The sequence below is a fragment of the Amycolatopsis regifaucium genome, from assembly GCF_001613935.1.
GTDB lineage: Bacteria > Actinomycetota > Actinomycetes > Mycobacteriales > Pseudonocardiaceae > Amycolatopsis > Amycolatopsis regifaucium.
The window spans coordinates 943,426-956,218 of the sequence record NZ_LQCI01000034.1 but is presented as its reverse complement, the minus strand read 5'-3'; the positions used below and the strand labels follow the sequence as shown (position 1 = coordinate 956,218).

The 12,793-nt window shown below is 68.8% G+C and carries 13 protein-coding genes; 5 read left to right on the top strand and 8 right to left on the bottom strand.

Features of this window, described 5'->3' with window-relative positions; genetic code table 11:
* Window positions 1-9: 9 nt before the first annotated feature.
* Window positions 10-924 carry a MerR family transcriptional regulator gene (locus AVL48_RS28470; protein WP_177242264.1) on the bottom strand — a complete coding sequence of 305 codons (915 nt, stop codon included), beginning with the start codon at window positions 922-924 and terminating at the stop codon, window positions 10-12.
* Window positions 925-1,172: 248 nt separating this feature from the next.
* Between AVL48_RS28470 and AVL48_RS28465 the strand changes: the two genes are divergently transcribed.
* Window positions 1,173-1,475, top strand: a complete 303-nt coding sequence (locus AVL48_RS28465; RefSeq protein WP_061983564.1) for a WhiB family transcriptional regulator — start codon at window positions 1,173-1,175, stop codon at window positions 1,473-1,475.
* Window positions 1,476-1,722: 247 nt separating this feature from the next.
* Here the strand turns inward: AVL48_RS28465 and groL are convergent, their stop codons facing one another.
* Both groL and groES read right to left on the bottom strand, forming a co-directional pair.
* Window positions 1,723-3,336 carry a chaperonin GroEL gene (gene groL, locus AVL48_RS28460; RefSeq protein ID WP_061983381.1) on the bottom strand — a complete coding sequence of 538 codons (1,614 nt, stop codon included), beginning with the start codon at window positions 3,334-3,336 and terminating at the stop codon, window positions 1,723-1,725.
* Window positions 3,337-3,435: 99 nt separating this feature from the next.
* Entirely contained in the window at window positions 3,436-3,729 is a 294-nt protein-coding gene (gene groES / locus AVL48_RS28455) for a co-chaperone GroES (RefSeq protein ID WP_009072407.1), read from the bottom strand.
* A 362-nt stretch (window positions 3,730-4,091) separates the two neighbouring features.
* Between groES and AVL48_RS28450 the strand changes: the two genes are divergently transcribed.
* Window positions 4,092-5,987 (top strand): N-acetylmuramoyl-L-alanine amidase, encoded by a 1,896-nt coding sequence (locus AVL48_RS28450; protein ID WP_061983380.1) that lies wholly within the window; start codon window positions 4,092-4,094, stop codon window positions 5,985-5,987.
* Between the two features lie 64 nt (window positions 5,988-6,051).
* Here the strand turns inward: AVL48_RS28450 and AVL48_RS28445 are convergent, their stop codons facing one another.
* Both AVL48_RS28445 and xrtP read right to left on the bottom strand, forming a co-directional pair.
* Window positions 6,052-7,440 carry an XrtP-associated glycosyltransferase gene (locus AVL48_RS28445; protein WP_061983379.1) on the bottom strand — a complete coding sequence of 463 codons (1,389 nt, stop codon included), beginning with the start codon at window positions 7,438-7,440 and terminating at the stop codon, window positions 6,052-6,054.
* Window positions 7,440-7,943 (bottom strand): exosortase P, encoded by a 504-nt coding sequence (gene xrtP / locus AVL48_RS28440; RefSeq protein WP_061983378.1) that lies wholly within the window; start codon window positions 7,941-7,943, stop codon window positions 7,440-7,442. The genes AVL48_RS28445 and xrtP overlap by 1 nt, the downstream gene beginning before the upstream one ends.
* Before the next feature lie 425 nt (window positions 7,944-8,368).
* Here xrtP and AVL48_RS28435 point away from each other — a divergent pair, with 425 nt between their 5' ends.
* From AVL48_RS28435 to wecB, 3 genes are all read left to right on the top strand, one after another.
* Complete coding sequence (locus AVL48_RS28435) at window positions 8,369-9,145, top strand: choice-of-anchor protein CoaP (RefSeq protein WP_143104641.1); 777 nt, start codon at window positions 8,369-8,371, stop codon at window positions 9,143-9,145.
* A 21-nt stretch (window positions 9,146-9,166) separates the two neighbouring features.
* Entirely contained in the window at window positions 9,167-9,346 is a 180-nt protein-coding gene (locus AVL48_RS28430) for an LPXTG cell wall anchor domain-containing protein (protein WP_061983376.1), read from the top strand.
* 104 nt (window positions 9,347-9,450) lie between these two features.
* Complete coding sequence (wecB, locus tag AVL48_RS28425; protein WP_061983563.1) at window positions 9,451-10,602, top strand: non-hydrolyzing UDP-N-acetylglucosamine 2-epimerase; 1,152 nt, start codon at window positions 9,451-9,453, stop codon at window positions 10,600-10,602.
* Here wecB and tsaD read toward each other — a convergent pair.
* Genes tsaD through tsaB form a run of 3 tightly spaced genes read right to left on the bottom strand, consistent with a single transcriptional unit; the run spans window position 10,599 to window position 12,780 of the window.
* Entirely contained in the window at window positions 10,599-11,645 is a 1,047-nt protein-coding gene (gene tsaD, locus AVL48_RS28420) for a tRNA (adenosine(37)-N6)-threonylcarbamoyltransferase complex transferase subunit TsaD (protein WP_061983375.1), read from the bottom strand. The genes wecB and tsaD overlap by 4 nt on opposite strands.
* Window positions 11,645-12,124 carry a ribosomal protein S18-alanine N-acetyltransferase gene (gene rimI, locus AVL48_RS28415; protein ID WP_061983374.1) on the bottom strand — a complete coding sequence of 160 codons (480 nt, stop codon included), beginning with the start codon at window positions 12,122-12,124 and terminating at the stop codon, window positions 11,645-11,647. The genes tsaD and rimI overlap by 1 nt, the downstream gene beginning before the upstream one ends.
* Window positions 12,121-12,780: a tRNA (adenosine(37)-N6)-threonylcarbamoyltransferase complex dimerization subunit type 1 TsaB gene (tsaB, locus tag AVL48_RS28410; RefSeq protein WP_061983373.1), complete on the bottom strand. Its 660-nt coding sequence runs from the start codon at window positions 12,778-12,780 to the stop codon at window positions 12,121-12,123. The genes rimI and tsaB overlap by 4 nt, the downstream gene beginning before the upstream one ends.
* Window positions 12,781-12,793: the final 13 nt, after the last annotated feature.

Below are 12,793 nucleotides of genomic sequence, written 5' to 3'. Positions count from 1 at the left end.
CCGTCCTTTCTAGCGCCTCGCACCGACAAGAACATGCTCGATCCGGTCGGCGGCCGTCGTCAGTTCGCCGAGCAGTTCGATCTTGTCCGGGAGCGTCGCGGGATCCCAGCCGGGGCCGCAGGCGAACATCCTGCTGCGCTGACGGCCGCGGGACACCCTGGCGAACAGGCGCGGATCCGCGGTGGCGTTCCGGCCGGACCACAGCACCACCGCGGCCGGGACGCTGCGGCGGACGGTCACCGCCAGCACCTCGGCCGGCAGGGGGGCGCCGAACAGCTGGGCGCCGATCCGGCGACCCCCGAGCGCCGCGGCGAGCGCGTACATCGGGAGGTTGTCGCGTTCGTCCGGGACACAGGTCAGCAGGACCGGGCGCTGGTTGCGCGGCTCGCGGAGCACCGGTGTCGCGCGGATCAGGGCGGCGTACACGCATTCGGCGAGCAGATACTCGACCTCGGCGCCGGCACTGACCCCGCGCCAGCGGGCGCCGAGCGCGGTCAGGACCGGCGAGACTACGCCGGTCCAGGCGGGCAGGACGCCGAGTTCGCGGATCGTGTCGGCGAGCATCCGCTGGACCGCGCCGAAGTCCATCGCGAGCGCCGCCGTGCTCAAGCGTCTGGCGAGGCGGGAGGGAACGTCGTGATCCTCCGCGGGCGGCGGCGTGGCCTGGTTCTCCACTTGGATCACGGGCGTCGCCGGGTTCTCCGGAGCTGTCCGGGGCATCTGCTCGAGTGCGTACTTCGCCGCTTCGGCCGTCGAGGCGCCGCGGAGTAACGCGCGCTGCATCAGTTCGAGGCGGCCGATGTCGGAGCTGCCGTAGCGGCGGTGGCGGCCGTTGGTGTGGCGGCTCGGTCCGACGCCGTATCTGCGGTCCCAGGTTCGCAGGGTGGACGGTGCGACCCCGAGCCGGCGAGCGACCGAGGCCACCGGCAGGGTGGGTTCTTCACTGCTGATCCGAGATCCCACTCGACCCAATATCCAGGCAGGCCCGGGCGGGGGCAACCCGAACGGAAAGTACCGCTCACACATCCGGGGGATGCCTAACGGCTGAATCGTCTTGAATCGCTTGAACAAGTATTGGCGCGCTTCTAACGTTACCGCCGTTGCACCGAATGGAGTATCCGCAGCGCAGCAGAGCAGGTAAACGCTTCGACCGGATGACGGAGGCGGTCAGGATGGCGGACACACGCAGGCTCCCGGGGCCCAACGCCGATGTATGGGATTGGCAGCTCGAAGGCTCGTGCCGAGGCATGGACAGCGCGTCCTTCTTTCACCCTGACGGCGAGCGCGGGCCGGCGAGAGCCCGCCGCGAGGCGAGGGCCAAAGCCGTGTGCCTGGCTTGCCCGGTGCTGACCATGTGCCGGACCCACGCGCTCGCCGTGCACGAGCCGTACGGGATCTGGGGCGGGCTGTCGGAGTCGGAACGCGAGCACATCATCAAGGCGGACAAACGCACATTGAGCATGTCGAACGGCTGATCCGGCCGAGTCGACACCGCGGAAGGGCGGCATCCGGGTGGGGTGCCGCCCTTCCGCGTTTCCGGTCCCTCCGCTCCCTGCCCGGGATCGCGATTAGGGGGCGAAAGTCGCTTCCACCCGCCCCAAGGCACCCCGCCACCGGATCGCGTTCAGCCCGCTAAACGCAGGTCGGAGCGGGGGCCGGTACAAGAAAGCGGGGCGGCACTCCGGGTGGAGTACCGCCCCGCTTCGGGGTCGAGCGGTGAAGCTAGTGCGCGTGGCCGTGGCCACCCGCGGCGGGCTCCTCGTCGGCCGGCTTCTCGACGACGGAGCTCTCCGTCGTGAGCACGAGCCGGGCGATGGAGGCGGCGTTCGCCACCGCGGACCGGGTCACCTTGACCGGGTCGACGATGCCGGCGGCCAGCAGGTCGGTGAGCTCGCCGGTGGCGGCGTTGAAACCGTGCCCCCAGCTCTGCTCCTGGACCTTGTTCACGATGACCGCGCCCTCGTGGCCCGCGTTCGTCGCGATCCAGAACAGCGGGGCGGACAGCGCGTCGCGGACGATGCGCACACCGGTCGCTTCGTCACCTTCGAGGCCGAGTCCACCATCGAGTTCCTTGACGGCGTGCACCAGGGCCGAGCCACCGCCGGGCAGGATGCCCTCTTCGACGGCCGCCTTGGTCGAAGCCACGGCGTCCTCGATGCGGTGCTTGCGCTCGTTGAGCTCGGTCTCGGTGGCCGCGCCGACCTTGATCACCGCGACACCGCCGCCGAGCTTCGCCAGCCGCTCCTGCAGCTTCTCGCGGTCCCAGTCGGAGTCGGTGTTCTCGATCTCCTTGCGGATCTGCGCGACGCGCGCCGCGATGTCGTCCTTGGTGCCACCACCGTCGACGAGCGTGGTGTCGTCCTTGGTGACGACGATCCGGCGGGCATTGCCCAGCTGGGCCAGCGTGGTCTCGGACAGCTTGTGCCCGATCTCGGCCGAGATGACCTCGCCGCCGGTGACGACCGCGAGGTCGTCCAGGAACGCCTTGCGGCGGTCACCGAAGAACGGCGCCTTGACCGCGACCGCGGTGATCGTCTTGCGCAGCGAGTTCACCACGAGGGTGGACAGCGCTTCGCCGTCGACGTCCTCGGCGATGATCAGCAGCGGCTTCTTGGCCTCGACGACCTTCTCCAGCACCGGGAGCAGATCGGCCAGCGCCGAGATCTTCTCGCGGACCAGGAGGATGTAGGCGTCTTCGAGGATCGCCTTCTGCTCTTCCGGGTTGGTCGCGAAGTGCGCCGACAGGAAACCCTTGTCGAACTGCACACCCTCGGTGATCACGAGCTCGGTCGCCAGCGTGGACGACTCCTCGATCGTGATGACGCCGTCTTCGCCGACCCGCTCGACGGCCTCGCCGAGCAGGGCGCCGATGGCCGCGTCACGCGAGGTGACGGTGCCGACCTGGGCGATGTTGTCGCGACCCTTGACCGGGGTCGCCTTCTCATTGAGGACCGCGATGACCTTCTCCGCGGCGGCCTCGATGCCGCGGCCGATGGCCGTCGGGTTGGCACCGGCGGCGACGTTGCGCAGGCCGACCTTCACCAGCGACTGGGCGAGCACGGTCGCCGTCGTGGTGCCGTCACCGGCGACGTCGTTGGTCTTGGTGGCGACGCTCTTGGCGAGCTGGGCGCCGAGGTTCTCGAACGGGTCGTCGAGCTCGATCTCACGAGCGACGGTGACGCCGTCGAGGGTGATGGTGGGGCCACCGAACTTCTTGTCGAGCACGACGTGGCGACCGCGCGGGCCGAGGGTGACCTTGACCGCGTCGGCGAGCTTGTTCACCCCGCGCTCGAGCGCGCGACGAGCGTCCTCGTCGAAACTGATCTGCTTGGGCATGGCCTGTTCCGCTTACCTTCCAGTTTTTATGCTCGAAAACACGAACGCCCCGTTCCCCGGCAATGCGGGGCCCGGGGCGTCATGCGCTGAGAGCGGACGTCAGTTGATGACGGCCAGCACGTCGCGGGCGGAAAGGATCAAGTAGTCCTCACCGTTGTACTTCACTTCGGTGCCGCCGTACTTGGAGTAGATGACGACGTCGCCGACAGCCACGTCCAGCGGAACGCGGTTGCCCTTGTCGTCGATGCGGCCCGGGCCCACGGCCAGAACCTTGCCCTCCTGGGGCTTCTCCTTGGCGGTGTCGGGGATGACGAGGCCGGAAGCGGTCGTCTCCTCGGCCTCACTCGTCTGGACAACGATCTTGTCCTCGAGCGGCTTGATGTTCACGCTCACCGGGTTGACCTCCACGGTCGTCGAAAGCGTTGGCAGGATGTATTACGGCTCCTACCACCCCCGCCGTCGCGGGTGCCGGGGCGTGTTCGGGCCGTGCAATTAGCACTCTAGCCATGTGAGTGCCAGCTTCGCAAGGAGGGTCCGCTCACTCTCCGAAAACTTGGCGTCCGAGCCCCTGACCGGCCCTTTTGGACCGGCGGGATTCCGCGCTGCTCTCCCTTCGGGGGTGGAGCTCCCCGGATCGCGTTTAGCCCGCTAAACGCGACTCGGAGGGACCTTACGGAAGGCGCCCGTTTCTGGTTAGGTTCCGACCATTGGGGTCGGTCCTGTACAGCAGACCTAGTCACTGGGGGTTTACGCCCATGCCGCGTCCCTTCCATCCCGTTGCCCTCGCACCGCTCCGGCGCAGGTCCAGACGGACCGCCGGGCTCGCGGTCCTCGCTCTCGCCGCCGGACTCCTCGCCGCCGTCCCCGCCGAAGCCGCTCCGGCGGATCAGCGGCGTCAGCGGGACTTCGCGGCCGCCGCACAGGAGTTCGGCGTGCCCGAGAGCGTCCTGCTCGGCGTTTCCTACCTGGAGTCACGCTGGGACTTCAACGCCGGCACGCCGAGCACGTCCGCCGGCTACGGCCCGATGCACCTGACCGACCTGCGCGAAGCGGGCACCGGCACGCATCACGACGAAGGTGAGGAGGATCCGCGCGGCGACGACGCCCGCCGAGCGAAACTTCCGGCGACACCGGCACCGAAACCTCCCCCTCCCGGCCTGCAGACCATCGACGAGGCGTCCGCGCTGATCGGCCAGGACGTCGCGACGCTGCGCACCGACACCACGCAGAACATTCGCGGTGGCGCCGCCCTGCTGGCGAAGTACCAGCGAGAGACCGGCGACTGGAGGGCCGCCGTCGCGCGCTACAGCGGCGCGAAGGACGCGGAAGGAGCACAGTCCTTCGCCGACGAAGTCTTCGACACCATCTCCAAGGGCGTCAGCCGTAAGACCGACGACGGTCAGACCGTCACCCTCACGGCCACGCCGGTGAGCCCGGTCCGCGAACAAGCCGGCACCTCGAAGGCGGAGTGCCCGAAGAAGCTCTCGTGCCTTTCGGTACCGGCGCCGTACCAGGAGCTGCCGAACAACGACTACGGCAACCACGACAAGGCGGACCGGCCGAAGAGCCAGAAGGTCGAATACATCATCATCCACGACACCGAGGGCTACTGGGACACGGCGATGGACCTTGTCACCGACCCGACGTACGTGAGCTGGCACTACACGATCCGCTCGTCCGACGGCCAGATCGCGCAGCACGTCCCCACCAAGGACGTCGCGTGGCACGCGGGCAACTGGTACGTCAACGCGAAGTCCGTCGGCATCGAGCACGAGGGCTTCGCCGCGAAGGGCACTTGGTACACGGAGGCGATGTACCGCACCTCCGCGAAGCTCGTCGGCTACCTCGCGCGGAAGTACGACATCCCGCTCGACCGCGCGCACATCCTCGGTCACGACAACGTCCCGGGCACGATTCCCTCGACCATCAAGGGAATGCACTGGGATCCGGGCCCGTACTGGGACTGGGCGCACTACTTCGACCTGATGGGCGCGCCGCTGTCCGGCTTCGGCCGTCCCGGTTCGCCGCTGGTGACCATCACACCGGACTTCGCCACCAACCAGCCCGCGTTCACCGGTTGCGAGACCGCCGGAAAGCTCTGTCCGGCAAGGGGATCCGGCTCGGTCGTGTTGCGCAGTGAGCCGACCGATTCGGCCCCGCTGCTCAAGGACATCGGTCTGCGCCCGGACGGTTCGGCCGGCACGATGGCCGTCTCCGACATCGGCAGCCGCGCGGAGACCGGCCAGCGCTATGTGGTCGCCGAGCGGCGTGACGGCTGGACGGCGATCTGGTACCTCGGCCAGAAGGGCTGGTTCCGCGACGCGCGGACGACGAGCCCGGCGTTCGGGCTGGTCGTGACCCCGAAGCCCGGTCTGGCGACAGTGCCGGTGTTCGGGCGCGCGTACCCCGAGGCCGAGGCCTATCCGGCGAACGTGCCGGTGCAGCAGGTCGTCCCGCTGCCGTACACGTTCTCGGCCGGGCAGCGGTACTCCGTCGGCAACCTCCTCGGTTCCGAGTACTACTCGGCGACGACGTTCGACCCGGCGAACCATGTGGTCGTCAAGGGCAAGACCCGGTACGTCCAGATCCAGTTCGGACATCGGATCGCCTACGTGAAGGCGGACGACGTCCGGATCCTGCCCGCCGCCTGACCCCGCTCCCGGCCCCGCCCGGATCGCGTTCAGCCCGCTGAAGGCGATCCGTGGCGGGGCTGGGTCAGGAGTCCAGCGCGACCTTGACGCCGGGAGCGTGCTCGGTGTTGCGCCGCGTCTTCGACCAGCCGTTCCGGCCGCGCACCAGGCGGAACAAGGCCCGCCACGACGTGATGTAGAACGTGTAGATGTAGAGCGCGTAGGCGAAGCCCATCCCGAGTCCGCGCAGGAGATTGCGGCTCTTGAGGCATTTGAACTGATAGATCGGGCCCCACACGATGAACGGCAGCAGGCCGAACGAGCCGTAGATCGCGAACAGGATCCACGCGCCGTCGTCGGCGAACCAGGTCCAGACCCGCGCAGGATCCCCCGCGGTGGTGACCAGCAGCAGGATGAACGGGATCGGGTACAGCAGCGAGCCGAGCAGCTGCATCCACGGCTGCGCGAGGTAGTACATCATCTCCGCCGCGCCCAGCGTGCTCACGTGCGGCGAGTCCCAGATGCGCCGCAGATACCGCGAACACTGCATCGTGCCCTGGCCCCAGCGCGTGCGCTGCACCAGGAATCGCCGCAGGCTGTAGAGACCTTCCTGCTTCACGTGGGAGTCCGGCGTGTACCCGGTCCGCCAGCCCGCGGTCAGCAGGTGCACACCGAGTTCGAAATCCTCCAGCAGCGAACCGCGCCACGGTTGCTCGTCCTCACCCGCGATGGAGTCCAATGCGGACAGTCGGGTGAACTGACCGTTGCCGCCCATGGAGATCGTGCCGGTGAACCCGCGCGAGGTCTGGATCGCCGCGATAGCGGTGCGGAACTCGAGATCCTGCATCTGGGCCAGCTTCAGCCCGAAGGCCCGCGAGAACCAGTTCTTCCCCGGCGGACGGGTGCCCGCGTTGCCCATCCAGACGTCGAGCTGCACCGCGCCGATCGTCTCGTCGCCGAACAGGTGGTCCGCCGCGCACACTTCGAGGCAGTTCTCCGCCGGGCGGCCGTCCGCGTCGACGACCACGACGACCACGTCGTCACGGCTCGCGTCCGGGCCCATCCAGTCGTTGAGCGCCTGGTAAGCGGCGTTGAGCGCGTCACCCTTGCCCGTCCGCGCCTCCGGACGGCGGCGGGGAACGAGGTGCAGGTACGGGTCGAAACCGCCGTTACGCCGCCAGATCGACCGCACCACCCTGGCGGTGCGGTCCTCGGAGTCGTCATCGACGACCCAGACGTGCGCGTGCCGGAAGCTCGAACGCAGGTACCGCACCGTTTCGCGGATGACGGTCTGCTCGTCGCGGCACGGAACGAAGAAGTGCCAGGTGAAGTCGTCGGCGTCACCGACGGGCGCGGGTTTGCGCCGCAGGTACGGCACGACGATCACGACCACGTACACGATGAACGCGACGCTCATGGTGAGCGCGAACGCCTGGGTGATCGCGAGCAGGATCTTGATCGACCCGGCGCCCATCAGGCGGCCCCCCGCTCGGCCCGAGGCTTCCGGGTGCTCAACCAGACGAACAGCACGAGGGCGACCGCGCCGCCGAGGACGCTGACCATCGAACCGAGCAGGGTATGACCCCAGTAATAACCTTCGTCCACCCCGAGCCAGTTCACGAGCCCGACGATCGCCAAAACCCTCATCTGATTGACAAGGACGACCACTATCGCGGAAATCGTCAACGAAAAGAACAGCCTCTTCGCATTTTTCGGACGGAAATACAACATGACGGCCGTCACCAACAAAAGCGGCAGCAACATGAATGCCGAAGAGCATTCCGGCGTCATTCTTAACCCGAGTGGAGTATCGCCGGACAACCCAAAGTAGACAGTCTCGCGTTCACTGGCGACGAAGACACCCGATGTGGTGATAACCCTCAGTAGCAGCCCGGAAAGCTGCACTTCGAACACCCGGTACAGGCGTTCGGCCAGCACGAGGCCGACCGCGACGGCGAGCACCGCCAGCACCGCCACACGCGGCGGAAACCGGCTGGAACTCGGCAAAGGAGCGCTCGCAACGGCCACGGTGACCTCTCAGGAAAGACGCAGCGGACGACAGGGAGTCGGCGAAGCGGACAGGGACCTCGCCGACGAGAGTAAGTCAGCGAGAAGCGGCCCTTTCGACCGGGGTTCGCGATTCCGACCTGATCGTGGACGCTTTCGGCACGATCGTGGAGAAACTGACTAGGCCGAACGAGTGACCCTATCCATGAGGTGCGGTAAATCTACCCAAGGTCACCCGATCAGGTGATCCTCTACCCTTTTCTGTGCCATTTCGGAAACACTCGCCGATAGACGATCCGCTAGCCGAATCAGGCCAGCTGAGGATTCGTCCGACGGTTGTGCCCATGGGCCGGCCGCAGTCGAGAGAACCCCCACGAATCAATTCGGAGGACCAGTTGAAGAACACGCACCTCTTGCGACGAGGCGGAGTGCTCGCCGCTGTGGTGGCGAGCGTGGCTCTCGCCGGTGCGGCGCCTGCCTCGGCGGCCCCCGGTGACGGCTCCGCGTATGGCGTCAAGGTCGATGTGAAGCTCCTCGGCCTCGACGCGGTGCAGGCCGGGCCGCTCGCCGAAGCGAAGACCTCCGGGCCGACCACCAACAGCCTCGCGAAGGTCAACCTCACCGGTGTGCTCACCGCGGGCGCGATCAACACCGAAGCCAAACGCGACGACAACTCCGGTGCCGTGACGGCCAAGGCCAGCACCGCCGACGTCGGCTTGCCGCTGCTCAAGGGCGCGCTCGGCGACGTCGGCATCAAGGTCGTCGAAGCCACCTGCACCGCGACCCAGAAAGGTGTGCAGGGCGCGACGAACCTGGTCGGCGCGAACCTCGGCAGCGCGGGCGCGGTCGACTCCACGCCGGCGCCGAACACGCAGGTGAAGGTGGGTCTCGGCAACGTCAACGTCGCGACGATCATCCTGAACGAACAGATCAAGAACAACGACGGCAGCCTGACCGTCAACGCGGTCCACGTGAAGCTGCTCGGCGGGGCGCTCAACCCGCTCGGCTCCGGTGACGTGATCATCTCCTCGGCCACCTGCGGTCCGGCCGGCCTGCCCGTGCCGCTCGCTTCGGGCGCCGGACTGTGGATCGGTCTCGGTCTGCTCGGTGCCGTCGCCGTTCCGGTCGGCATCCGCGTCGTCCGCGGCCGTCGTTCCGCGACCACCGCCTGACCTGGGTGAAGTGAGGCCGAAATGTACAAGGTGCCTGGCGCCGGAGTCGGCGTCGCCGGTGGTGGGGTCGGTGCCCTCGCCGCCACCGGGGCCGATGTCGGCTGGTGGCTCGCGGTCGGCGTGATCCTGCTGGTTCTCGGAACCATCGCGGTCATCGCCGGCTACCGCCGTACGAAACGGCTCGGCAAGGCGGGGAGCTGACGCTCCCCGGGGAGAACGGCCGCCGGCGTGGGCCCCTCGCACGCCGGCGGCCGTCACCGGGTTTCTCCGGGACACTCGAAATCGTGGATGAGGAGCGCGAACGCGTGGATGTGATGTTGCTGGCCGGGACCCGGCCGGAAGCGGTCAAGCTCGCGCCGCTGGCACTGGCACTGGCGGAACACCCGCGCCTACGACCCCTCGTCGTCCACAGTGGACAGCATCAGGGCATGGTCGAGCAGGCGCTGGCCCCGTTCGGTCTGCCGGTCGACGCCTGGCTCGACACCCCGCCCCGGGACACGGGCTCGCAGGCGGAGCTGGTCTCCGGGCTGCTGCCCGCACTCGATCGGTTGCTGCGTCAGGTCGCACCGGCGGCGGTCGTCGTGCAAGGCGACACCACCACCGGGCTGGCGGGCGCGCTCGCCGCGTTCTGGCTGGGCATCCCGGTCGTGCACCTGGAAGCGGGACTGCGCACGCACGATCTCGCGGCGCCGTTCCCCGAAGAGGGCACCCGGCAGATGATCTCGCGGATCGCCGCCCTGCATCTCGCTCCGACGCCGGGTGCCGCGGCCGCGCTGCGCGCGGAAGGTGTTCCGCGGCAACGGATCGCGGTCACCGGCAACACCGTCGTCGACGCCGTCATCGCGATCGCCGAGCGCGATCTGCCCGCCAGGGACACCGCGCTCGCGTTGCTGGAGATGGAAATCGCCGAGGCGAACGAACGTCTCGTCCTCGTCACGTCGCACCGGCGCGAGTCCTGGGGCGAGCCGCTGAGCCGCACGCTCGCGGCCATCGAACTGATCGTCGCGGAGCACAGCGACGTCCAGGTGCTGTTCCCGGTGCATCCCAATCCGGCCGTGCGGGAGCAGGTCCTGACCGCGCTCGGCGGGACGCCGCGGGTGACGATCACCGAGCCGCTCGAGTATCCCGATCTCGTGCGCGCGCTACGGCTCGCCGAGCTGGTCCTGACCGATTCCGGCGGTATCCAGGAAGAAGCGCCGACGTTCGGCACGCCCGTCCTCGTGCTTCGCGACGTCACCGAACGGCGCGAGGCCATCGAGGCCGGCTGCGCGTGGCTGGTCGGGACGGACACCGGGCTCATCGCCGACACCGCGGCCAAGATCCTGCGCGGCGATCTCCACCCGACGCACGCCGGAAACCCTTACGGTGACGGCAATGCGGCCGCGTTGACGGTGGCGGCGCTGGAAGAGCTGCTCGATCTCGCGCCCGCGCCGCGCACCGCCGCCGAAACGCGTTAGATCGAGACGATCTGGACCGGAAGCGCCGGGTTGGCGGAGAAGTCGAGCGATGCCGGCGGCCGTCCGGCGGCGACCACATGCGCGCCGAGCGCGGCGATCATCGCGCCGTTGTCCGTGCACAGCCGGGGTCGCGGGACGCGCAGGTGGAGACCAGCCTCGGCGCAGCGCTCGGCGGCGAGTTCGGACAGGCGCGAATTCGCCGCCACACCACCGGAAATCACCAGCGTGTCCACGCCGTGTTCCTTGGCAGCGCGGATCGCCTTCATGGTGAGAACGTCGGCGACGGCCTCCTGGAACGAAGCGGCGACGTCGTCGACAGGGATCTCCTCGCCGCGGCGTTCGGCGTCTTCCACCCAGCGAGCGACGGCGGTTTTCAGGCCGGAGAAGGAGAAGTCGAACTTGGCGTCGCGCGGCCCGGTCATCCCGCGAGGGAACGCGATGGCCGCGCCGTCACCGTTCTTGGCGGCCTTGTCGATGGGCGGGCCGCCCGGGTAAGGCAGGCCGAGAACGCGGGCGACCTTGTCGTAGGCCTCACCCGCCGCGTCGTCCACAGTGGACCCGAGTTCGGTGATCTCAGCCGCGATGTCGTCCACCAGCAGCAATTGCGTATGCCCGCCGGAGACGAGCAGCGCGAGGCAGCGTTCGGGCAACGGTCCGTGCTGGAGCGTGTCGACCGCGATGTGCCCGGCCAGATGGTTGACGCCGTAGAGCGGGATGTCGAGCGCGGCGGCGTACGCCTTGGCCGCGGCGACACCCACCAGCAGCGCCCCGGCGAGACCGGGTCCGGCGGTGACCGCGATCGCGTCCACATCGGACAGTTTCAGTCCGGCCGTGGCGAAGGCGCGTTCGACGGTCGGGACCATCGCTTCCAGATGCGCGCGGCTGGCGACCTCGGGGACGACGCCGCCGAAGCGGGCGTGCTGGTCCACGCTGGAGGCGACCTCGTCGGCGAGGAGTTCGACCGTGTTGTCGTCGTGCAGGCGGACGAGCCCGACACCGGTCTCGTCGCACGAACTTTCGATGCCCATGATGATGCGCGGCATCAGCCGGCCACCTCGTCTCGGACCTGGGCCCGCGGACGGGCCATCGTGTAGGCGTCGGCGCCGGAGGGCTGGTAGTAGCGCTTCCGGAGACCGATGCGTTCGAAACCGTGCCGCTCGTAGAGCGCGATCGCCGCCTCGTTGTCGGTACGGACTTCGAGGAACACCGGCGCGACGAGTTCGTCGGCGCGGTCGAGGAGCGCCTTCAGCAGCGCGGTGCCGATCCCGGTGCGCTGCCATGCCGGGTCGACGCCGATCGTGTGGATGCTCGTCTCGTAGTCGCCGCGGCGGCCGACGATGGCGAGACCGGCGTAACCGATGACCTCGTCGCTTTCGTCCGGGCGTGCCACGAGATAGTGACCGCCCGCGTCGAGTTCCGCGTGGAAGGCGTAGGCGCTCCACGGCGAATCCCCGGGAAAGAGGATCTTCTCGATCTCGACACAGCGACGGATATCCTTGCGGTGCAAGGGTTCCAGCCTCACGGCGAGGTCACCTTCTTGCGCGCGGCCGGCTCGACGGCGTCGGGGCGGCGGAGGTAGAGAGGTGTGAGCGGGGCGGGCTCGCTTCCGAAGTCCTTGCGAGCCGCCTTGACCAGTCCGAGAGGTGACGGGAAGCGCGGCTCGATCGGCTGGACGCCGAGGGCGTCCGCGTAGAGAAGCGCGCCGTCGCCCGCCGCGACCTTGACGGTGGTTTCGAGTTCGGCTGGGCGCTGAACGTGCGGGCCGTCGGTGCGAGAGCCGTCGGCGGCGTACGCGGCCCAGTAGACCTCGCGGCGCCTCGCGTCGGTGAGGACGAGGAACGGCGCTTCGCCGGGGGCGACGTCGGCGGCGATCGCGTCGAGGCTGCAAACCGGGTGGGCCGGGATGCCGAGCGCGTGGGCGAGCGAGGCGGCGGTCGCCATGCCGGCGCGGAGGCCGGTGAAGGGGCCGGGGCCGACGCCGCAGACGATGGCGTCGAGGTCGCGGAGCGTGACGCCCGCGGCCTTGACCGCTTCGAGGGCGTGGGGCGTGATCAGCTCGCCGTGCGCGCGGGGGTCGACCGTGACGCGGTCGCCGCGGGATTCGAGCGCGTCGCCGTCCAGGGCGACGAGGCCTGCGGTGACCGCCGGGGTCGAGGTGTCGATGGCCAGTACCAGCACGGTTACCAAGCCT